This is a genomic window from Ruegeria sp. CDSB029 (assembly GCF_059611125.1).
Genome location: NZ_JBXWOX010000004.1, coordinates 199,330 through 221,651, shown reverse-complemented (window position 1 = coordinate 221,651; position 22,322 = coordinate 199,330). Strand labels below are relative to the sequence as shown.

18 protein-coding genes are annotated in these 22,322 nt (G+C 58.6%); 7 read left to right on the top strand and 11 right to left on the bottom strand.

What is annotated here, in order from left to right; genetic code table 11:
- Window position 1: 1 nt before the first annotated feature.
- Entirely contained in the window at window positions 2-1,300 is a 1,299-nt protein-coding gene (locus tag AC2FI8_RS07030; protein WP_496768013.1) for a 3-deoxy-D-manno-octulosonic acid transferase, read from the top strand.
- Between the two features lie 79 nt (window positions 1,301-1,379).
- Here the strand turns inward: AC2FI8_RS07030 and AC2FI8_RS07025 are convergent, their stop codons facing one another.
- From AC2FI8_RS07025 to AC2FI8_RS06995, 7 genes are all read right to left on the bottom strand, one after another.
- Window positions 1,380-2,543, bottom strand: a complete 1,164-nt coding sequence (locus AC2FI8_RS07025) for a M20 aminoacylase family protein (RefSeq protein ID WP_496778083.1) — start codon at window positions 2,541-2,543, stop codon at window positions 1,380-1,382.
- A 58-nt stretch (window positions 2,544-2,601) separates the two neighbouring features.
- The gene (locus tag AC2FI8_RS07020) at window positions 2,602-3,744 is read right to left on the bottom strand and encodes an MFS transporter (protein WP_496778081.1); all 1,143 of its coding nucleotides are present in this window, start codon (window positions 3,742-3,744) and stop codon (window positions 2,602-2,604) included.
- Window positions 3,745-3,814: 70 nt separating this feature from the next.
- Window positions 3,815-5,092 carry a DUF3422 family protein gene (locus AC2FI8_RS07015; RefSeq protein WP_282168803.1) on the bottom strand — a complete coding sequence of 426 codons (1,278 nt, stop codon included), beginning with the start codon at window positions 5,090-5,092 and terminating at the stop codon, window positions 3,815-3,817.
- 107 nt (window positions 5,093-5,199) lie between these two features.
- Window positions 5,200-5,556: a VOC family protein gene (locus AC2FI8_RS07010; protein ID WP_496768004.1), complete on the bottom strand. Its 357-nt coding sequence runs from the start codon at window positions 5,554-5,556 to the stop codon at window positions 5,200-5,202.
- An 86-nt stretch (window positions 5,557-5,642) separates the two neighbouring features.
- Window positions 5,643-7,097, bottom strand: coding sequence for an NAD(P)(+) transhydrogenase (Re/Si-specific) subunit beta (locus AC2FI8_RS07005; protein WP_108862192.1), 1,455 nt, complete (start codon window positions 7,095-7,097; stop codon window positions 5,643-5,645).
- A 13-nt stretch (window positions 7,098-7,110) separates the two neighbouring features.
- Window positions 7,111-8,682 carry a Re/Si-specific NAD(P)(+) transhydrogenase subunit alpha gene (locus tag AC2FI8_RS07000; RefSeq protein ID WP_496768002.1) on the bottom strand — a complete coding sequence of 524 codons (1,572 nt, stop codon included), beginning with the start codon at window positions 8,680-8,682 and terminating at the stop codon, window positions 7,111-7,113.
- Window positions 8,683-8,809: 127 nt separating this feature from the next.
- Window positions 8,810-9,259, bottom strand: coding sequence for a methyltransferase family protein (locus tag AC2FI8_RS06995; protein ID WP_496768000.1), 450 nt, complete (start codon window positions 9,257-9,259; stop codon window positions 8,810-8,812).
- Window positions 9,260-9,476: 217 nt separating this feature from the next.
- Here AC2FI8_RS06995 and kynU point away from each other — a divergent pair, with 217 nt between their 5' ends.
- The gene (gene kynU / locus AC2FI8_RS06990; RefSeq protein WP_496778079.1) at window positions 9,477-10,670 is read left to right on the top strand and encodes a kynureninase; all 1,194 of its coding nucleotides are present in this window, start codon (window positions 9,477-9,479) and stop codon (window positions 10,668-10,670) included.
- On the opposite strand, the gene AC2FI8_RS06985 is transcribed toward kynU, so the two are convergent.
- On the bottom strand, window positions 10,663-11,241 hold the full coding sequence (locus AC2FI8_RS06985) for a TetR/AcrR family transcriptional regulator (RefSeq protein ID WP_496767996.1): 579 nt from the start codon (window positions 11,239-11,241) through the stop codon (window positions 10,663-10,665). The two genes, kynU and AC2FI8_RS06985, sit on opposite strands and share 8 nt — an antisense overlap.
- 99 nt (window positions 11,242-11,340) lie before the next feature.
- Between AC2FI8_RS06985 and AC2FI8_RS06980 the strand changes: the two genes are divergently transcribed.
- Together AC2FI8_RS06980 and AC2FI8_RS06975 are read left to right on the top strand one after the other, a co-directional pair.
- Window positions 11,341-11,805: a (2Fe-2S)-binding protein gene (locus AC2FI8_RS06980; protein WP_496778077.1), complete on the top strand. Its 465-nt coding sequence runs from the start codon at window positions 11,341-11,343 to the stop codon at window positions 11,803-11,805.
- 3 nt (window positions 11,806-11,808) lie between these two features.
- Window positions 11,809-14,049: a xanthine dehydrogenase family protein molybdopterin-binding subunit gene (locus AC2FI8_RS06975; RefSeq protein ID WP_496778075.1), complete on the top strand. Its 2,241-nt coding sequence runs from the start codon at window positions 11,809-11,811 to the stop codon at window positions 14,047-14,049.
- A 46-nt stretch (window positions 14,050-14,095) separates the two neighbouring features.
- Here AC2FI8_RS06975 and AC2FI8_RS06970 read toward each other — a convergent pair whose 3' ends face one another.
- The 3 genes from AC2FI8_RS06970 to AC2FI8_RS06960 all read right to left on the bottom strand — a co-directional run bounded on the left by AC2FI8_RS06970 (window position 14,096) and on the right by AC2FI8_RS06960 (window position 17,723).
- A complete protein-coding gene (locus AC2FI8_RS06970) occupies window positions 14,096-14,875 on the bottom strand; it encodes a gamma-glutamyl-gamma-aminobutyrate hydrolase family protein (protein ID WP_496704586.1) in 780 nt (259 codons plus the stop codon).
- A gap of 225 nt (window positions 14,876-15,100) precedes the next feature.
- On the bottom strand, window positions 15,101-15,526 hold the full coding sequence (locus AC2FI8_RS06965) for a GlcG/HbpS family heme-binding protein (RefSeq protein ID WP_496778072.1): 426 nt from the start codon (window positions 15,524-15,526) through the stop codon (window positions 15,101-15,103).
- Between the two features lie 25 nt (window positions 15,527-15,551).
- Window positions 15,552-17,723 (bottom strand): malate synthase G, encoded by a 2,172-nt coding sequence (locus AC2FI8_RS06960; protein WP_496778070.1) that lies wholly within the window; start codon window positions 17,721-17,723, stop codon window positions 15,552-15,554.
- Window positions 17,724-17,929: 206 nt separating this feature from the next.
- Between AC2FI8_RS06960 and pepN the strand changes: the two genes are divergently transcribed.
- From pepN to AC2FI8_RS06945, 3 genes are all read left to right on the top strand, one after another.
- The gene (gene pepN / locus AC2FI8_RS06955) at window positions 17,930-20,482 is read left to right on the top strand and encodes an aminopeptidase N (protein WP_496778069.1); all 2,553 of its coding nucleotides are present in this window, start codon (window positions 17,930-17,932) and stop codon (window positions 20,480-20,482) included.
- Entirely contained in the window at window positions 20,479-20,907 is a 429-nt protein-coding gene (locus tag AC2FI8_RS06950; RefSeq protein ID WP_496778067.1) for a hypothetical protein, read from the top strand. The genes pepN and AC2FI8_RS06950 overlap by 4 nt, the downstream gene beginning before the upstream one ends.
- Before the next feature lie 130 nt (window positions 20,908-21,037).
- Window positions 21,038-22,300, top strand: coding sequence for a hypothetical protein (locus AC2FI8_RS06945; protein ID WP_496778065.1), 1,263 nt, complete (start codon window positions 21,038-21,040; stop codon window positions 22,298-22,300).
- Window positions 22,301-22,322: the final 22 nt, after the last annotated feature.

Below are 22,322 nucleotides of genomic sequence, written 5' to 3'. Positions count from 1 at the left end.
AGTGCCAAACAACCCCGACCAGCCAACGCTGCTGTACAAGCTGTATTGCGGCCTGACTTCCGTTGCCGCCCCGCTGGCATGGCGCACGGTTCGCAACAAGCTGCGGGCGGCGGGCGTTCCGGAAACGCGCCAGCAGGAACGCCTTGGCCACGCCACGCAAACCCGCCCGGATGGGCAGCTGATCTGGTTCCACGCCGCCAGCGTTGGCGAAACTCTGTCGGTCATCAGTCTCATCAAGCGTCTGGGCGAACGCCTGCCCAAGGCTGAGTTTCTGATTACCTCCGGAACCCCAACTTCGGCCGCGCTGATCGAAAAACGAATGCCACCGCGCGCACGCCACCAATACCCACCACTGGACACAGCCGGACCGGTGAAGCGGTTTTTGGATCACTGGCACCCGGACGCCGGTGTCTTCGTCGAAAGTGAAATCTGGCCGCGCCTAATTGTCGAAGCATCCCGGCGCGAGGTTCCGCTGGCGCTGCTCAACGCGCGCCTTTCGGATCGCTCGGTCGATGGGTGGAAGAAGCGACCCCAAACCGCGCGATTTATTCTGGACCATTTTACACTGTTCCTAACCCAGAATGACAAGACGGCAGCAAATCTAGTCGACATGGGCGCACGCTCCGATCGGGTACAGCCCGGCACCAACCTCAAGGCGATGTCGGACCCGCTGCCGGTCGATCAGACAACGCTGGGCGATATCCGCGCTCAGATCGCCGACCGCCCGGTCTGGATCGCCAGTTCGACCCATGCAGGTGAGGAGGAAACGGTTCTGGACGCGCATGCCAAGCTGTTGCAGCGCTGGCCCGATCTGCTGCTCCTGCTGATCCCCCGGCATCCCGAACGACGGTCAGAGGTTGCAAGTCTGCTGGAGTCCGCCGGACAGTCCGCTGCTTTCCGAACCAAGGGCAACAAGATCGCGCCTCAGACTCAAGTTTACGTCGCTGACACACTGGGCGAAACCGGCACATGGTACGCATTGTGCCCTATTGTGTTCCTGGGCGGCTCGCTCAAGGAAATCGGCGGTCACAACCCGTTTGAGCCCGCACAGGCCGGTGCCGCTGTGATCACTGGTCCGGGGTACTTCAATTTTTCTGAAACCTTCGCGCCACTAATCGAAAGCGGTGGCGCGGCCGAGGTCAACTCCGCCCCGCAACTCGCGGATGCCGTTGCAAATTTGTTGTCAGACGACACCGCGCTGGACAAAGCGCAGGCTGGTGCGAAATCCTGCGTAAATCTCCAGAAATCCGCGTTGGACGATGTGATCAACACCTTGTGCGAGACACTCAACCTCGCCTGACGCAGTAAGGGTCCACCTTCAAGCCAAAAATAACCCGGTGAGCGCGAGGGGCTGGTCCCTCGCGCTCACCACCTCTTTATCAGGCCGCGGGCATCCGTTGTTCCACGATCCCGGCCCACCAACTGCATCCAGCCGGAATCGCCTCGTCGTTAAAATTGTATTCGGGATGATGCACAGCCGCTGTATCGCCATTGCCAACCAGGATGTACGCTCCGGGCCGTTCTTCCAACATAAAGGCAAAGTCTTCACCGCCCATGATCAAGGGCGCTTCGTCACAGTTTCCAGACACCGAGCGCGCGACATCCGCTGCAAAATCGGTCTGCTCGTCGCTGTTTACCATCACCGGATAACCCCGGTAATAGGTCACATCGGCCGCGCCGCCAAAGGTGGTGGCGATACCTGCGCAGATTTCCTGAACGCGCTTCTCAGCCAAGTCGCGCATTTCCTTGCTCATCGTACGCACGGTCCCTTTGATCTTCACTGATTGGGGGATCACATTGAACGCGTTTGACGACGTCTCAAACGACGTGACCGAGACCACAAGGCGATCAATCGGGTCAGCATTGCGCGATGCAATGGTTTGCAGCGCCAATACGGCCTGGGCAGCCATCACGGTGGTGTCGACCGTTTCATGCGGCTTGGCGGCGTGCCCGCCTTTGCCTTCGAAAGTGATGTCGAACTGATCTGTAGCCGCAAAAAAGGCCCCAGGCCGAATGGCGAAGCTGCCCACCGGGCGGCCGGGCCAATTGTGCATGCCGTAGACCTCTTGAATGCCCCAGCGGTCCATCATGCCGTCTTCGCACATCTCGCGCCCACCGCCGCCGCCTTCTTCGGCGGGTTGGAAGATCACAATCACAGTGCCGTCAAAATTGCGCGTCTCGGACAGGTATTTCGCGGCCCCTAACAGCATCGCCGTATGCCCGTCATGGCCGCAAGCGTGCATCGCGCCATCGGTTTTTGAGGCATAGTCCAACCCCGTCGCTTCGTGGATCGGCAGCGCATCCATATCCGCCCGCAACCCGATCACTTTGCCGCTTGTGTCCGTCTTGCCCTTGATCACGCCGACAACTCCGGTACGGCCGATACCTGTCACCACTTCATCACAGCCAAAGTCCCGCAACCTGTCGGCGACCAAAGCACTGGTGCGGTGGGTTTCGAACAGGATTTCCGGGTTTTCATGAATATCGCGTCGCCACTCGGTGATTTCACCCTGCAACTCAGCGAACCGGTTTTTGATCGGCATGTTGGTCTCCTAACTGTTGGTTTTCCGGCCTGCTGCTCCGCCATGACCCGCCATGACTTCAATCTGTTTCGGCAGGTCGCAACGAACCCGCTAACAGGACAATGAATACGGCCAGCGGCAACAGCGCCGTGAATGCTATGCGCAATGTAAGCATCTCTGCGAGAAACCCAATAAGCGGCGGGCCAATCAACAGGCCTCCGTACCCCAGCGTGGCGACGCTGGCGATCGCCTGCCCCGGTGGCACATTGGGATCACTTGCCGCCCGGCTGAACGCCAACGGCATGATCACCGCGTATCCGACCCCCATCATCGCAAAACCTGCCAATGCCAGCCCTGCCTCGGCAGCGGACACAACACAGAACACACCCAAAGCGGCGCAAGCCCCACCAAATCGCGCTGTTGCCACCGGTCCAAACCGCGCAATGACAAACCCGCCTGCCAAGCGGAAAGCAACCATGGCTACCGAGAATACCGCATAGCCCAATGCCGCAATGCTTTCGGCGGCGTCGGTCACGTCCCGTAGGAAAATCGCACTCCAATCCGCCACTGCACCTTCCCCCAAAGCTCCGCACAGAGCGGTGAAGCCCACAAGGATCAAAGCGCCTGAAGGTAATGCGAAAACCTTGCCTCCGGACACGGCCGCGCGGCGCGATGTCCAGCGTACCCATGACAATGCCAATGCCAGCCCAACGACGATCCCGCCCGCCAGCAAAAAGTGTTGGATCACTGTCAGCCCCATCTGCACCGCTGCAAATCCGCTGAGGGCGCCCAACCCTGCCCCAAGGCTCCACATCGCGTGGAATGATGACATCACGGGCTTCTTGTACGCCTGCTCAACCTCCGCCGCCCAGGCGTTCATCGCCACATCCATCGAGCCGTGGAAAGCCCCGAATACAAACAAGAAAGCCGCAAGCGACCAGAAACTACCCGCGAGAGCCAGAAGGATCAACGAAACCGTATAGAGAACGGCAATGTACCGCGTCAGAACCACCGCGCCGAACCTGTCGGTCAACCGGCCTGTGATCGGAAATGAACACACTGCGCCCGCCGCCATGAACAACAGGCCATATCCCAGTGTCTCATGCGTCAGGTCAAGTTTGTCCCGGACCGCTGGAATGCGCGATGCCCAGATGCCGAACAATGCGCCATTCAATATGAACATGGCGGCCACGGCCCGCCACGCCGACACGATTCCAATCACAGAGAATTCCTCGACCCAAGTGTCAAACGCGTTTGTTGTACAACTCGCAGGTCCAAAGGCAAATACGGATCTACTCCAACCGCTTTCGAATCCTGCGAACGGCAAACCATACCGCCAAGACAACCGGAATCGTCACTGCTGCGCTTAACATCCCTTTACTGATCCCGGCACCCGTCAGGGGGTAGAGCAGATAGCTGACCAGCGATACGGCGTAATAGCTGATCGCGACCACGGAAAGCCCCTCGACCGTGTGCTGCAGACGCAGTGCCAGATCCGCGCGGCGATCCATGCTTTCCAACAGGGCCTGGTTCTGTGCGCTTCGCTCAACATCTACGCGGGTTCGCAGCAGTTCCCCTGCACGGATGGCCCGATCTGAAAGAGCTTGCAGGCGACGTTCCGTGGATTTCACCGTACGGATCGCCGGGTCGTATCGGCGCATCATAAAGTCCGCAAAGTTCTGACCGCCTTCAAAACGCTCTTCGCGCAGGACCTCAATCCGCTGATTTACGATGGCCTCATAGGCACCCGTGGCTCCGAACCGGAACGAACACTGCGCCGCCAAAGTTTCCAGTTCAATCGAGGTCGACAGCAAGTCCTGAAGCAACTCGTCGGGCTGGGCAGAATTGTCGGTCATTTGCCCCATCAGGCGCGTCAGCTTTTCATCCAGCTTTCCGATACGAGGCATCAGTTGTTTGACCCGCGCAAAACCCAGCATAGACATTGCCTTGTAGGTCTCGATCTCACACAAACGCTGGACGATCCGTCCCGTCCTGCGCCGACCGGTTCCATTCGCGACAAACAGCGCAAACCGCATGTGCCCTGCCGGATCGATACGAAAATCACTTGCACAAACAGCTGCGTCATCCAGCACCCGAGCAACAGCCAGGCTTTCTGGTTCGAACCATTCCAGCAGCTTGGATTTGATCACCTCGTCGCCTTCGCGTTCGACAACACGCACCATGGCCGACGTGACCCTCTGACCGGGGCTGGCCATCAACCAGTCGGGGGGAAAAACCTCAAAATCAGCCGGGTTGAACGCACGCTCGCTGACGTTCTGGGCGATGGCCGTATAGGTCACGAACTCGGTATGTTGCTCCCACTTCAACCAATGGCGGCCGATTTGTCCGGCATAGTGTGTGGCGTCCGGCTGCGGATGCTGCGCCCCGTGGCGGTCGAGAAGATCGATCAGGTGATCCAGATCTTCGCGGCGATCCCGTGCGACGGCGGCAACAGATTTCTTGATCGCAAGAAAGACCACTGTACAGGGCATTGCCGCCACCGGAAACGGACGGGCGTGCAATTCATTAGCCAGCGCATAGCGCAGCGGATGGTCATCTATCGGCGTCATCTTGGGCTCCGTTTCGTCCGAGGCACTATACGACACCTATAAAATTCATCAATTCTCTTTTTATTTCATATACTTAGAAGGATACTACGGTATACAAACCCGCTATCTCATTGATTTGGCTGCCACAGCTCGATCGGGTTGCCCTCAGGGTCATGGATGCGCGCGAACTTGCCAACCTCACTGTCCCACTCTGCGTTAGTTTCAACCTTGATCCCTGCGGCTTCAAGCTGTGCAATCATGGTGGCCAGATCATCGACACGAAAATTGATCATCCACTGCTGCTCGGATCTTCCGAAGTACGCGGTGTCCTGCGCAAAGGGTGCGAAGACTGTGTAACCCTCGCGCTGTTTCCATGGCTCTGGGACATAGTGATTTACGCCCAGGTGCTTTTCATACCACGCGCTCAAGGCCTCGGGATCACGAGCGCGAAAGAACACGCCGCCTATGCCGTTCACTTTTTCCATCGGGCACCTCCTTTTCAATTCAGGATACACCAAAAACAGAAAAGGCGCCCACTGGGGCGCCTTTCCGATAGTTATCCTGACCCGGCTTATTCGATCATAGGCAGTAGTTTGTCGAGGCTTGCCTTTGCATCGCCATAGAACATGCGGGTGTTTTCTTTGAAGAACAGCGGGTTTTCGATGCCCGAGTACCCGGTGCCCTGGCCGCGTTTGGACACGAAGACCTGCTTGGCCTTCCAGCATTCCAGAACCGGCATGCCGGCGATGGGGCTGTTCGGGTCTTCCTGCGCCGCTGGGTTCACGATGTCGTTCGAGCCGATGACGATGGCCACATCCGTTTCGGGGAAGTCGTCGTTGATCTCGTCCATTTCCAGCACGATGTCGTATGGCACCTTTGCCTCGGCCAGCAGCACGTTCATGTGGCCAGGCAGACGACCCGCAACCGGGTGGATCGCAAAGCGCACATTCTTGCCCTGTGCCCGCAGCTTGCGGACCAGTTCGCTGACCGATTGCTGTGCCTGCGCCACCGCCATGCCGTAGCCGGGGATGATGACAACGCTGTCAGCGTCGTTCAAGGCCGCAGCCACACCGTCGGCTTCGATGGCGATCTGCTCGCCCTCAACCGCCATCTGTTCACCCTGTGGGCCGCCAAAGCCGCCCAGGATCACACTGACAAAGTGACGGTTCATCGCCTTGCACATGATGTAGGACAGGATCGCACCCGACGAGCCCACCAGCGCGCCAACCACGATCAGCAGGTCGTTGCCGAGGCTGAAGCCGATTGCCGCAGCTGCCCAGCCCGAGTAGCTGTTCAGCATCGACACAACCACCGGCATGTCGGCGCCGCCGATGCCCATGATCAGGTGATAGCCGATGAACAGCGCTGCCAGCGTCATCAGGAACAGCGGGAAGAAGCCGCCCGATGCAGTGTACCAGATCAGACAGATCAACGAGAGACCCGCCGCTGCCGCGTTCAACGCATGACCGCCTGGCAGCTTGGTTGCCGCAGACGTCACCTTGCCCGCCAGCTTGCCATAAGCCACGACCGAGCCGGTAAAGGTGATCGCACCGATGAAGACGCCCAGGAACAGTTCGACATGCAGGATCGACAATTCCGCCGGGGTTTTCTTGGCGATCAGTTTGGCAAATCCTCCGAGACCCGTGTACAGAACTTCTTTCGATGCATCCGAGACCGCCATCACCTCGGCGACGTTCAGAACTTCAAAATGCGCGTTGTATCCGACGAACACAGCCGCCAGACCGACCAGCGAGTGCATCGCGGCCACCAGCTGCGGCATCTCGGTCATCTGCACGCGCTGTGCGACGTACTGACCGATCAGACCACCGCCCGCGATCAACAGCAGCGACAGCAGCCACAGACCGGAACCGGGGCCGACCAGCGTGGCGAAGACCGCCAGCGCCATACCGACGATGCCATACCAGACCGCGCGCTTGGCGCTTTCCTGGTTCGACAGGCCGCCGAGCGAAAGGATGAACAGAACAGCCGCAACAACGTAGGCGGCAGTAGTGAAGCCAAATTCCATGTGCCCGGCCTCCTTAAGATTTCTGGAACATGGCGAGCATGCGCCGGGTTACGAGGAAGCCGCCGAAGATGTTGATCCCGGCCATGAAGATGGACAGCGCCGCCAGCAGAATGACCAGGATCGACCCCGATCCGATCTGCATCACAGCCCCAACGATGATGATCGACGAGATCGCGTTGGTGATCGCCATCAGCGGTGTGTGCAGGCTGTGCGCGACGCCCCAGATCACCTGGAAGCCCACAAAAATGGCCAGCACAAAGACGATGAAGTGCTGCATGAAGCTGGCCGGAGCGATCAGCCCCACCAGCAGCATCAGCGCGCCACCGACACCCAGCAGGGTGAACTGCTGCTTGGTCTGCGCCTTGAAGGCCGCAATTTCCTGCGCCTTTTTCTCTTCCGGGGTCAGTTCCTTGACTTCCGGTTTCTTCTGAGCCGCGATCGCCTGCACTTTAGGCGGCGGCGGCGGGAAGGTGATGTCGCCTTCAAATGTCACAGTCGCACCGCGGATCACGTCATCTTCCATGTCGTGATTGATCTGACCGTCCTTTTCAGGCGTCAGGTCGGTCATCATGTGACGGATATTGGTCGCGTACAAAGACGAGGACTGCGCCGCCATCCGGCTGGGGAAGTCGGTATAGCCGATGATGGTCACGCCATTGTCGGTCACGATCTTCTCATCCGCCACGGTCAGCTTGCAGTTGCCGCCCTTTTCCGCCGCAAGGTCAACAATGACCGAGCCCGGCTTCATCGCCTCAACCATATCCTTGGTCCAAAGCTCGGGCGCTTCGCGGTTCGGGATCAGCGCGGTGGTGATCACGATGTCTATCTCGGGTGCCAGCTCGCGGAACTTGGCCAGCTGCGCCTCGCGGAATTCCTCGGATTGAACGCTGGCATAACCGCCGGTGGCGGCACCGTCCTGCTGATCCTCACTGAAATCCAGATAGACGAACTCGGCCCCCATCGATTCGACCTGTTCGGCCACTTCGGGGCGCACGTCGAACGCGTAAGTGATCGCGCCCAGAGAGGTCGAGGTGCCGATGGCCGCCAGGCCAGCCACACCGGCCCCAACGATCAGCACCTTCGCAGGCGGAACCTTACCGGCAGCCGTCACCTGACCGGTGAAAAAACGGCCAAAGTTGTTGCCCGCCTCGATCACCGCGCGGTAACCGGCGATATTGGCCATCGACGACAGCGCGTCCATCTTCTGCGCGCGGCTGATCCGCGGCACCATTTCCATGGCGATGACATTGGCACCCTTGGCCTTGGCCGCTTCCATCCCCTCTTCGTTCCCCGCAGGGTTGAAGAAGGAAATCAACGTCTTACCCTTGGTCAGACGCTTCAGCTCAGCCTCGTTCGGTTGACGCACCTTGGCAACAATGTCGGCCTGCTTCCACAGCGACGCAGCCGTCTTGACGACCTCAACCCCCGCTGCCTCATACGACGCATCCGAAAACCCGGCCGCAGCACCAGCACCCTTCTCAATCAGACACTCATAGCCCAATTTCTGAAGCTGCAACGCTGACTCCGGCGTCATCCCAACACGGTTCTCACCGTCATAATTCTCTCTCGGTGTGCCTATCTTCACTGGCAGTCCCCCTAATTTTCACTCTGACCGAGCGGGTGGTCGGTATTGTTTGTTAAGCAAAGGTGTATCCTGCGCAACATTATTTCGCAAGCGCAGCATATTTACGTTGTGTCATTACCACATCACTTCATATCCATCGGCGGGTTTGGCGTTCATATCGGGCAAAGTCGGCGCGAAAAGTTCTGCGTAAACGGTCCTCTTCGGGCATGATGAAACGACGTTCCAAAAGCCACACGAAAATCGGAATCAGAACCAGTGATGCAACCGCATCAAACCTTAGTATCAGGCCGGACAAGATCAGCACATCGCCAACGTATATGGGGTTTCGGCTACGCTTAAATATCCCCGATTGCACCAGCGATGTCGGCGTTTCATGCGGGATAATCGTGGTGCGATGACGGCGAAATTCGGCTGCGGCCAGAACGATCATGATGACACCGCCACCGATCAGCACGCCGCTGAGCAAATCAACAAACCCATTGTCGAGCGACAGCCCCATCGGCATATGCCGCGCCTGCAGCCATGCCAGCACCGCAAAGCCCAGCAACCACACCGGAGGGACGTCGATTTTTCGCATGTCAGGCAGTCTTTCATATCCGGGCGGGACAAAATGTCGCTTTTGTCCGATGACCTACCGCTTTTCGCTGGGAAAAGCAAAATCACAGTTGGTCGCAGCCGTGCAATCGGCTCGCGTCCGGACATGGTTGCAGAGAGGTCCTTCGATGATGGACAGCTGCTTTTGGATCAGATAGCCATTTTGCATCAACAATTGCCCACACAATGATGAGAAAACGATGACCGACTTTGCCGCGACCAAAGCCATGTTCAACCTTCCCCAAGGCGTCGTTTATTTGGACGGCAACTCGCTTGGACCGCTTCCCCGAGCGGCCGGAGTTCGGGTTAATGACATGATGGTTCAGGAATGGGGGCAGATGCTGATCACCGGCTGGAACAAGGCCGGTTGGATGGCATTGCCGTCCAGTTTGGGTGATCGTGTCGGGCGGCTTATTGGCGCTGAACCCGGTAGTGTCGTTACCGGCGACACTCTGTCGATCAAAGTCTATCAGGCCGTCGCCTCGGCGCTGGAACTGTGCCCGGATCGCAAGGTCGTTCTGTCAGACAGCGGTAATTTCCCATCCGATTTATATATGGTGGATGGCCTGCTGCGCTCGCTCGGGCCGGAATATGAATTGCGCGTTGTCGCGCCAGAAGATGTCGCGGCCAATGTGACCGAAGATGTCGCCGTTCTGATGCTGACCGAGGTAGATTATCGCTCGGGCCGGATGCATGACATGAAGGCACTGACGGAACTGGCCCATGCAAACGGCACTATTACGGTTTGGGACCTGGCCCATTCAGCTGGTGCAATTCCCGTCGATCTGGCGGGGTGTAATGCAGATTTCGCGGTTGGCTGTACCTACAAATACCTGAATGGTGGCCCCGGAGCGCCCGCATTCATCTATGTCTCCCCACGTCTGACGGATCAGGTACGCCCCGCATTGTCTGGGTGGTTGGGCCACGAAGCGCCTTTTGCCTTTGATCTGGATTACCGCGCCGGAAATGGCATCGAGAGAATGCGCGTCGGAACCCCTCCTATCCTTCAGATGACTGCCTTGTCGGCTGCGATGGACATTTGGGATATGGCCGACATACGGGACGTCCGAGCCAAGTCAACTGAGCTAACAGAGCTGTTCATCAAACGGGTCGAAGCCACCTGCCCCGACCTGCAACTGGCAAGCCCACGCAATCCCGCCCAGCGCGGCAGTCAGGTGTCTTTCCGATTTGCCGATGGCTATGCCGCTATGCAGGCCCTGATTGCGCGCGGCGTGATCGGGGACTTCCGGGCGCCTGACATCATGCGGTTTGGCTTTACGCCGCTATACATAGATGAACAGGATGTGGAAAACGCGGCCGAAATCCTGACCGATATCATGCAGAACCGGCTGTGGGACGCGCCAGAATACAAGGTGCGCCAGCATGTTACCTGACCTCTAACCCAGCTCCTATCAGTGCGGCAAACTGGGCAACACGCGTTTCGTATTCCTCTGCGCCAATGGCGCTTGCCTTCAGCCCCTTAAGAGTAGCCGTTATCGTTTTGCCCGTCTCGTCGGCATCCGCCAGTAATCTGACGCGCCCGGCTTTATGTTCGCGTGTCAACCACTCGGAATACAGTCGGGCCAATTCAGCCTCGCCTTGCGAAATGATATCTGACGACATGGACTTGGTCGCATCCAGCATTTCAAGCCCGTGGGGCGATGCAAGGATCATTGCCATCCCCTCGGTTTGCGCTTGAACGGCATCCTTCAACACGTCCGAAACCGAACCCGACACAGTCAGCGCCGCAGCGACGGCGGCGATCTTCTCGGCATAGTAATGCTCGGTCAGGCTGGTGACGATCGCTTCTTTGTTCTTGAAATGCAGATAAACGGCCGGCCGGGACATCCTCGCGCCCCGCGCTATGTCATCCATTGAGGTTTTTCGGAATCCATAGGTGGCGAAGGCCTGAAAGGCTGAGTTCAGGATCGCCTGCTGCCGTGAGTCTTCTGCTGCATCTGCCATTCTTAAACTCGTGACATTTTCTGTTTATTTTGTCAATTGACATACTGACATTTTCCACCAATTATGTCAGAAACCAGCCACAGCTACGAGAGGTGCGCCATGGCGACCGACTTGAAGATCAACGGAAACCAACACCAAATCGACCTTCCCGATGACGTACCCCTTCTTTGGGTTCTGCGTGATGAAGTCGGACTGACGGGCACCAAATTCGGCTGCGGCGTTGCTGCCTGCGGGGCGTGCACAGTGCACATTGATGGCGAAGCAGTTCGGTCATGCCAGGTTGCGCTGTCAGATGTCTGGGGGGATGTTACCACGATTGAAGGGATTGGCACGCCGGACGCGATGGCTGCAATTCAACAGGCCTGGGTGGATCATCAGGTAGCGCAATGTGGTTACTGCCAGTCAGGCCAGATCATGCAGGCTGCCGCTCTATTGGCAGAAAACCCTGCACCTTCAGACACAGAAATCGATGATGCCATGCAAGGCAGCCTGTGTCGCTGTGGCACCTACCCCCGCATCCGCGCAGCTATCCACGACGCTGCATCCAAGCTGAAGGAGGCATAAACGATGGCATCCGTTGGAAAAATCCTCCGTCGTACCTTCTTGATCGGCTCAGCAGCGATTGCCGGGGGCGTGGCCTTTGGCGCTTACTACGTCAGCCGCCCGGCCGCCAATCCGCTGAAACCAGCAGAGGGCGAAACCGCACTCAGCCCCTTTGTTCTAATCGACCAGCAAGGCGTCACTCTATTCGCCCCGCGAGCCGAGATGGGACAGGGCGTGATGACCACGTGGGCGGCATTGATCGCCGAAGAGCTGGACGTGGAACTGGACCAGATCCGCGTTTTACATGGGCCAGCGGCTGCGGCCTACTATAACTCGGCACTTGTTGGTGAAGGGTTGCCGAACAAGGGCTATGACATCTCTGACTTCCAGCACAATCTCGGTGAGGCTCTGGGCGTTCTTGGCCGAACGCTGAGCTTGCAGGTCACTGGCGGGTCGACTTCGATGAAGGACGGGTTCGAGCGTATGCGCGAGGCCGGAGCGACCGCACGCGAAACGTTGAAGCAGGCGGCAGCCGATCGGCTGGGCGTGGATCGTTCCGAACTGAAAACCGAAAAAGGCGCAGTGATTGCGCCTGATGGAACTCGCATTCCGTACACCGAACTGGCGGAAGCCGCGGGTCAGATCGAACCTCCGCAGGTCGAGCTGCGTGATCCGTCCAACTGGCGTTTGCTCGGGCGGAACCTGCCGCGCGTTGATGTGGTCGGAAAATCCACCGGAACAGCCGAATTCGGCATTGATGTGCGCCCCGAGGGTCTGAAATTTGCCTCGGTCCGCATCAATCCCAAACTGGGCGGCGAGATGAAGGGCTTTGATGCCAGCGCAGCCGAGCAGATGTCGGGCGTGGAAAAGGTGGTTGATCTGGGCAATGGCGTGGCTGTGATTGCCAGCAACACGTGGCTGGCCATTCAGGCGGTCGAGGCAATTGACGTGGACTGGGGCGATGCGCCCTACCCACCGGAAACCGACGCTGTATTTGCGGAAATCGCAAAGGCTTTCGACGCGTCACCCAATTCGACCATGCGCGATGACGGCGACGTTGACACTCTGCCCGACGGCGCCACCGAGGTCACGGCCGAATATACGGTGCCCTATCTGGCCCATTCCACGATGGAGCCGATGAACGCCACCGCGCTGTTCACAGGCTCGGCGCTGGAACTGTGGTGCGGCAATCAGGCACCGACACTTATTCAGATACGCGCGGCCAATACCGCCAACCTGGATAAAGAGGCCGTTCAGATCCACACCACCTATCTGGGCGGAGGGTTTGGCCGCCGGGGTGAGCTGGACTTTGGCGAGATCGCCACAAAGGTCGCGATGGCCATGCCAGGCGTCCCCGTCCAGACCACCTGGAGCCGTGAAGAGGATATGCGCCACGACTATTACCGCCCTGGCGCGATGGCCCGCATGCGTGGCGCAGTGAAAGACGGTCAGGCCGTTCTGATTGACGGCAAGGTCGCGGCGCAATCCTGCACACAACAAGCAGTTCAGCGCTATACGGGCATACCGGGCGGAGGCCCCGACAAGGTTTTGGTCGAAGGATTCTTTAACCAACCTTACGCGGTGCCCAACTATCGCATGAGCGGGCACATCGCCGATCTGGATATTCCCGTCGGCTTCTGGCGCTCGGTCGGGAACAGCCACAATGGATTCTTCCACGAGACATTCATGGACGAGATGGCCCATGCCGCAGGTCGTGACCCGCTGGAGTTCCGATTGGAATTGGCCAAGGCCGAGCACGCACCATCGGCAGGCTGCCTACAGGCCGTGAAAGAGATGTCCGGCTGGACCGGAGAAACCCCTGACGGTGTCGGCCGCGGTGTGGCGATGACCTATAGCTTTGGCACGCCGGTCGCTCAGGTGATTGAGGTCGTCGACGAGGATGGCACCATCCGTATCGCCAAAGCCTGGATCGCCTGTGACGTCGGTCTGGCACTGGACCCCGGCACAGTCGAGGCGCAGATGTTCGGTGGCATGATCTATGGCCTGTCGGCGGCCGTGATGGGTGAGATCACATTCTCGGACGGTGAGGTCGAGCAGTACAACTTCCCCGAATACGACGCTCTTCGGATGCACAATGCGCCGGTGACCGAAGTAAAAATTCTGGAAACCAACCACCACATGGGTGGCGTTGGCGAACCGGGGACACCACCGTCCATGCCGGCCCTTGGCAATGCCCTTTTTGACCTGACGGGTGAGCGCGCACGCACCCTGCCTATGATCAATCAGTTCAATCTGCTGGTTTGATCGCGCTGCGCCGGTCCGGACCCTCTCTCTCGGATCGGCGCAGGACTTAAGCGGATTGTTGGACCAACGCCCTATCCGAACCGGTTGCCCATGCATGTACAGCAGCACCGAACGCCTTGAATAAAGGGCGGGACACCGGATCATTTTCAGCATCCCATTCCGGGTGCCATTGCACTGACAACGTGAATCCGGGCGCGTCCTGAATGTATATCGCCTCGGGCGTTCCATCGGGGGCTTGACCATCAATCACTACCCGACGCCCAACCGATTTGATCCCCTGCCCGTGCAACGTGTTCGTCATCACTTCGGTCGCGCCCATCAGGCGGTGGAATACACCGCCCTCGTTTAGCGCAACGACATGACGCAGGGCAAATTTCTCTTCCAGAGTCCCATCGGGCGGCATGCGGTGGTTCATCCGACCCGGCAGTTCGCGGATTTCCGGGTACAGTGTCCCGCCCATCGCCACGTTGACTTCTTGGAACCCTCGGCAGATGCCAAAGAAGGGCTGGCCACGCTCCACACAGGCGCGCACCAGCGGCAATGTGATCGCGTCGCGCGCCCGGTCAAATTCACCATGGGCCTCAGTTGCGGGCTCGCCGTATTCTTCAGGGTGAACGTTCGGGCGCCCGCCAGTCAGCAGAAATCCGTCACAGACCTCTAGCAGCTCATCAACCGAGACATAGCGCGGATCGGCTGGGATCAGCAGCGGCAGACAGTCCGACACATTGGCAACCGCGTCCGAGTTCATCGTGCCACCGGCATGGGTCGGATATTGATCATTCATCAAATACGAGTTGCCGATGATACCGACGACGGGTCGAGACATGCTGCGTTCCTGCGTTTTCTGTTTGCTTTCCAAAAACTATCGACCGCAAGAACAGCGCGCAATAGCACAGGCCCTGCGTGTCAGCGCAAGCTCTTGTTCAACTGTGCACATGATGGATTATGAACGCGCTTTGTCTGGTACCTTGGCCATTGCCCGTTTTTGTGGCGTTGCACGAACATCGCATTGGGTCGAAGAGCCCAAAAGGCTCTCCGCCAGTCATCAGGTTCAGATCTCGCCAATCAGGCCAGCGGTTTCGATCCCAGCCAATGCCGCTGCGGCATCATTGTCGGACGTATCGCCGGTTACGCCGACCGCACCGATCACCGCGCCCTTTTTGTCGCGCAGCAACACACCACCCGGAACCGGCACGACCTGCCCACCATAGACGCCATTCACAGCTGCCATGAAATAGGCCTGCGCTTCGGCCCGCTGCATCTGCGCGGTGCCAGCCATGCCCAACATCACTGCGCCATAGGCCTTGCCATGCGCAATCGCGAACCGGCCCGGGGCCGCGTCGTCTTCGCGTTCGAAAGCGATCACGTGACCGCCTGCATCAAGAACGACGACAGAAAGGGGTTTCAGCTCCAATTCATGCCCCTTCTCAAGGGTCTTTCGGATGATGGTGCGGGCTTTGCGGAGGGAAACTCCCATGTCGTGTCCTATCGTTCCTGATGGTTTAAAGGCTGGCTTTCAGTTCCAGACGGCGGGCATGCAGGACCGGCTCGGTATAACCCGAGGGTTGCACACGTCCCTTGAAGACCAGATCACAGGCCGCTTGGAAAGCAATTCCGTCGAAACCGGGTGCCAACGGGCGATAGTCTGCGTCATTTTCGTTCTGGCGATCCACCACAGCGGCCATTTTTTGCATCGCAGCCATGACTTGCCCTTCCGAAACAACATCATGGTGCAACCAGTTGGCCAGCGCCTGAGATGAAATCCGGCAGGTCGCGCGATCCTCCATCAGACCGACATCGTTGATATCCGGCACTTTCGAACAGCCAACCCCCTGATCAACCCAGCGCACCACGTATCCAAGAATGCCCTGCGCGTTGTTCTCGATCTCGCGGGCGATCTCGTCTTCGCTGAGGTTTCGACCGCCCAGCAGCGGAATGGTCAGCAAATCCCCCAGCGTCCCCCGTGCGCCACCGGCAGCCAGTTCATCTTGACGCGCCAGTACGTCGATCTTGTGATAGTGCGTCGCGTGCAGTGTCGCGGCCGTCGGCGACGGCACCCAGGCACAGGTCGCGCCGGATTTCGGGTGGCCGATCTTCTGCTCCAGCATGTCGCCCATCCGGTCGGGCATAGCCCACATGCCTTTACCAATCTGCGCCTTGCCCTTCAGGCCGCAGGCCAACCCAATATCTACGTTGCGATCTTCATAAGACGCAATCCAGGGCGTGTTCTTGATGTCGCCCTTGGGCAGCATTGGCCCGGCTTCGATCGAGGTGTGAATCTCATCCCCGGTCCGGTCAAGAAAACCGGTGTTGATAAAGGCCACCCGCGATTTCGCAGCGCGGATGCATTCCTTGAGGTTGACCGACGTGCGGCGTTCTTCATCCATGATGCCCAGCTTCACGGTATTGCGCGGCAGGCCAAGGATGTCTTCGACCATGTCAAAAATCTCGACCGAGAACGCGACTTCTGCCGGTCCGTGCATCTTGGGCTTGACCACATAGACCGAGCCTTGGACCGAATTGCCACCTTCACGCTTGAGGTCGTGCATGGCGATCAGCGTCGTGCAGAGCGCATCCATCAACCCTTCGCCGATCTCATTGCCCTGTTCATCCAAAACGGCAGGGTTTGTCATCAAATGCCCGACGTTGCGGATCAGCATAAGCGAACGACCCTTCAGGCTGCCTGTCCCACCGGATGCTGTGGTAAAGCTCAGGTCCTGGGCCAGTTTACGGGTAAAGGTCTTGCCACCCTTCGCGACCTCTTCCGTCAGGTCGCCCTTCATCAGACCCAGCCAATTGCCATAGGCAACAACCTTGTCCTCGGCATCGACACACGCAACCGAGTCCTCGCAATCCATGATCGTGGACAGGGCGGATTCCAGCCTGACATCTGCGATACCTGCGGGGTCAGCAGCGCCGATAAGCGTCGATCTGTCGATCACGATTTCAGCATGTAGGCCATTTTTCTCAAGAAAAACTGACGTGGGCTCAGCAGGGTTGCCAATATAACCAACGAAACGCCCTTTTCCGTGCGCCTCGGAACCATAAATATTGGCTCGTTCGCCATCATCCAAGGTCACGATAAGCCGCTCATCTTCAACAGAAAAACCAACAACACTTGACCAGTCATCTATGGCTGGAGTTGCAAAATAGCCAAGGTGGTTTTTGACCCAAGCAATCACACGCGCTCCACGCGCCGCGTCGTAGTCGCCAGCCGCGGGCAAATCACCCAAAGCGTCCGTTCCATAAAGCGCGTCATACAGACTGCCCCAACGTGCATTGGCTGCGTTCAGTGCAAATCGCGCATTGGTAATCGGAACAACAAGCTGCGGTCCGGGGATCGAGGCGATCTCGGGGTCGACATTGGCGGTTTCAATCTGGAAATCCGCACCTTCCTCAACCAGATAGCCGATCTCGTGCAGGAAGGCCTGATAGGCCTCGGCGTCGTGGTCCTGCCCTTGACGCTCAAGATGCCATGCATCGACCTTGCCCTGAATGTCCTGCCGCTTGGCCAGAAAGGCGCGGTTCTTGGGGCCAAGCTCGGCGACCATGCGCGCCAGACCATCCCAGAAGGCATCTGCTGTGACACCGGTTCCCGGCAGGGCTTGGCCTTCGATGAACTCGGCCAGAACCGTATCCACCTGCAATCCGCTGCGCGCCTGTCTGCTGCTCATTTTGTTTCTCCCGGGAATGTGCACGACTGTATGCCGTCAGCATTTAGGACGAAAGTTTCCGATAGGCAACGTGCGCCGCAGCGTCGCGGTCAAAAAAACTTACCAAAATCAATTTGTGGGACATTCCGGCGCGCGGATCGCACCGCTTGCAGCCAACCGCCACAGCCCATACGTTCGCGCAAACACAAAATCACGCGAGGCCCCTGATGCGCGACGCTGCCCCAACGACGATCTATCTGAAAGACTACACACCCTTTGGTTATCTGGTGGACAGCGTGCACCTGACGTTCGACCTCGCCGCCCACGCAACCCGCGTCACCTCTCGCATTGCATTTCGCCCGAACCCGGAGGCCAGCGATAAGACGTTCTTCCTGCACGGCGAAGACCTCAAGCTGATCCGCGCATCCATCGACGGTGCGAATATCACCCCCGAGATTACCGACAAGGGCCTGACCGTTGCCGCCCCCGACGCGCCATTTATCTGGGAGGCCGAGGTTGAGATCGATCCCGGCAACAACACCGCCCTCGAAGGGCTATATATGTCGAACGGCATGTACTGCACCCAGTGCGAGGCGGAAGGGTTTCGCAAGATCACCTTCTACCCCGACCGCCCCGATGTAATGTCCACCTTTACCGTGCGCATCAACGGCGACCTTCCTGTACTGCTGTCCAACGGCAACCCCTCGGGCAAAGGTGAAGGCTGGGCAGAATGGACCGACCCGTGGCCCAAACCCGCTTACCTGTTCGCGCTGGTCGCGGGCGAGCTGATCGCCCATCCCGGCCAGTTCACCACCATGTCGGGTCGCGATGTGGAGCTGAACCTCTGGGTCCGTCCCGGCGATGAAGGTAAATGCGATTTCGGTATGGAAGCCCTGAAGAAATCCATGAAGTGGGACGAAGACGTCTATGGTCGGGAATACGACCTAGACGTGTTCAACATCGTGGCCGTAGACGATTTCAACATGGGTGCGATGGAGAACAAGGGGCTGAACATCTTCAACTCATCTGCTGTTCTGGCCAGCCCTGAAACCTCGACCGACGCCAATTTTGAACGGATCGAAGCGATCATCGCGCATGAGTATTTCCACAACTGGACCGGCAACCGGATCACCTGCCGCGACTGGTTCCAACTGTGCCTGAAAGAAGGCCTCACTGTTTTCCGGGATGCGCAGTTTACGTCAGATTTGCGCTCGGCCCCGGTGAAACGGATTGAGGACGCCATCGACCTGCGCGCGCGGCAGTTCCCCGAAGATAACGGGCCCTTGTCGCATCCCGTCCGGCCCGAGAGTTTTCAGGAAATCAACAACTTCTACACCGCGACCGTCTACGAAAAAGGTGCCGAGGTCATCGGCATGCTGAAACGTTTGGTTGGTGATGAGGCCTACACCAAGGCTTTGGATTTGTATTTCGATCGTCACGATGGGCAGGCCTGCACCATTGAAGACTGGATCAAGGTGTTTGAGGACACCACCGACCGCGATCTGAGCCAGTTCAAGCGCTGGTACAGCCAATCTGGCACGCCGCGTGTGACAGTGACCGAAGATTGGAATGACGGCACATATACGCTGACATTGGCGCAGCACACCGAAGAAACACCTGGGCAATCCGAAAAGCTGCCGCAAGTGATCCCCGTCGCTGTAGGTCTGCTTGGCCAAAACGGGGACGAGGTGCGCGCAACCGAGATTCTGGAACTGACCGAAGCGGAACAAAGCTTCCAGTTTACCGGGCTGGCGGCAAAACCTGTTGCATCGATCCTGCGAGATTTCTCGGCCCCTGTGATCCTTGAGCACGATCACACTGACGCCGAACGCGCCTTCCTTCTGGCCCACGACACCGATCCTTTCAATCGGTGGCAGGCGGGACGGTCTTTGGCGCAGGACACGCTGTTGCGCATGATCCTGGAAGACGCAACGCCGGGTGCGGATTACCTGGACGGGGTGTTGGCCGTTCTCCGCGACGGCGATTTGGACCCGGCGTATCGCGCCCTGATGCTGGGTCTGCCTTCGCAATCCGAGCTGGCGGCCGCGTTGTCCGACCGGGGCGAAACACCTGACCCGATGGCGATCTGGACAGCGGTAGAGACACTGCGGCAGGCAACAGCCCAGCACGTCCAGGACCTGCTACCGCGTTTGCACAGCGAAACCTTGATCGAGGCAACATACAGTCCCGATGCAGACCAAGCCGGCAAACGTTCGCTTGGCAATGCCGCACTGGCCCTAACATCCCGGCTTGATGGTGCGGCAATGGCGGCCGAGCAATACGCGGCGGCTGGCAACATGACACAGCAGCTAAGCGCGCTGTCCTGCCTGCTGCGCGCAGGCAAAGGCGAGGCCGAACTTTCTGCGTTCTACGAACAATGGCAGCACGACCGCCTGGTGATGGACAAATGGTTTGCCCTTCAGGTCGGGATGGCCTCGCCGGCGGCCACGGCAGACATCGCCCGCACCCTGACCGAGCACGCCGATTTCAACTGGAAAAACCCCAACCGGTTCCGGGCGGTGATGGGTGCGCTGGCGATGAACCACGCCGGTTTCCACCGCGCAGATGGTGCGGGTTATGCGTTGCTGGCCGACTGGCTGATCAAACTGGACCCTGTCAACCCGCAGACCACGGCGCGGATGTGTTCGGCCTTCCAGACCTGGAAACGCTATGACGCGGACCGTCAGGACCTGATCCGCGCACAGCTGACCCGCATCGCAGAAACGCCTGACCTGTCACGCGACACGACCGAAATGGTCTCACGCATTCTCAACGCATGACGGAATTTGAATTTACGCGTCAGAACCGGGCACCGCGCACTGTTGGTGTTCTGATCTGCGTCTATGCGGCCTTGTTGGCACTTGTAATCCTGTTCGACGCGGCATGGTGGCTGGTGGTGCTGTTGGCGTTGCCTACGTTACCGGCCATTTGGGATATTACTCAGAACACCAGCGCAGGGCTGGTTCTTGATCAGAACAAACTGAGCTGGTTTACCGGCACCCGTGAGGCCGAAATTGATCGTTCGGACATTGATTATATCCGCTTCGACACGCGTTGGGATTTCTCGGTGCGCGTTTCATTGGTTCTGACATCCGGCAAGCGGATTCGGCTGCCTGATGAGTCGTCTCCACACCACAGGGACTTCGAACAGGTCCTGCAACAGGCTGGTTTTCGAATTGAACGTCATCACTTCGTCGCATTTTGAAACAATAGGTTCATTTTTGAAAAATTAGAGGCAAATATTAACCAGTCCCCTTCAAAGACCTTGAATTTGACACCGATTGCGGCAAAGCTCTTACCCTCAAGTTTCTGGTTTGTTTGTTTCGAGTGCCGCCATGTTCTGGTTTTTGAGGGACCGTTGGTCCCGTTCCCGATCTTCTACTACTCATCCCGCTGCATCCGGCGCGTATTTCGCTGACCCGGCTGTTTCGCCCGTGTTGCCGGACCAAGGGCAACTGAACATACCATTGGCTGATGTTCAGGCCCAGGATGAGATTGGGCGCAGCTCGATAGAAAAAGGCCGTTTCCTGGCCAGGCAGGATCGCTGGGCAGAATTGTCCGACCTGATGCGCAAAGCAGACGACGCACGGGACACTGCACCCGACGGAATGCCCGTCGCCGAATTGCTGGCGTTTGGGGCACGAGCCGATGTGGTTCTGGCCGCAGAGCACGCGCTGTCTGACGCCAAAGCGCTATCAGAATTTGATGTCATGAACGGCATTTCCGAATTGGAAGACGAGATGCGCGCGCACTCGGGCGACCCGATGATCGCCTTGGTTGTCGCTTTGGCCCACATTGACATGGCATGGGCATGGCGCGGGACAACGAACGAAGCAACCCTTCCCTCGCTGCACCAATCCCGCTGCGCCGCCCATTTCGATCGGGCAGCTGCAATCCTTCCCGATTGTCGCGAGGCCGCAGCGGAGAGCCCCATTGTCGCCTCGGCTGGCTGCGCAATTTTGGCGGGTCAGCGTAGAGCAAACACACGGGTAGCGGATGAATACGAGCGGTTGATCAAGCTCGACCCGATGAACCATCGACACATGCGCGCGATGGGCACTCACCTGCTGCCGCGCTGGTTCGGAAGCTATGGCGAGCTTGAGGTCCAGGCGCTTCGTATGGCGGCCCAGACCCGGGACATCTGGGGGGCCGGAGGCTATACTTGGGTTCAGTTCGATGCAATTGCACTGGACGAAGAGGCCTGCGCGCGTCTGGATGTCGATTTCTTCCTGGAAGGCATGCACGATATTCTGCGCCTTCGCCCTGACCAGCAAACCGTCAACATGCTGTCGGCATACTGTGCCATCACGATCCAGAACGGCGCTGGCCAGTGCGACAAGGCTGATCTGGTGCGCAGCCAGATACACCAGGCTGCAAACTGGCTGATCCGCGACTACCTGACCGAATTGCACCCGTTGATTTGGGCCCATGCAGCAAATGGGTTCAACAACAGTGTTCGGATCAATTCACCTGAACGGTTTGCGGCCCGCGGGCAACGCGATGCTCTGCGTGCAATTGGCGATCTGTTCCGTGATGAGCTGCGCAGCGGATTGGATGTGACCTTTACTCCGACGGGTTTGCGCCTATCCGGGCACTGATTCCCCCTTGCCCCTAGGCCGT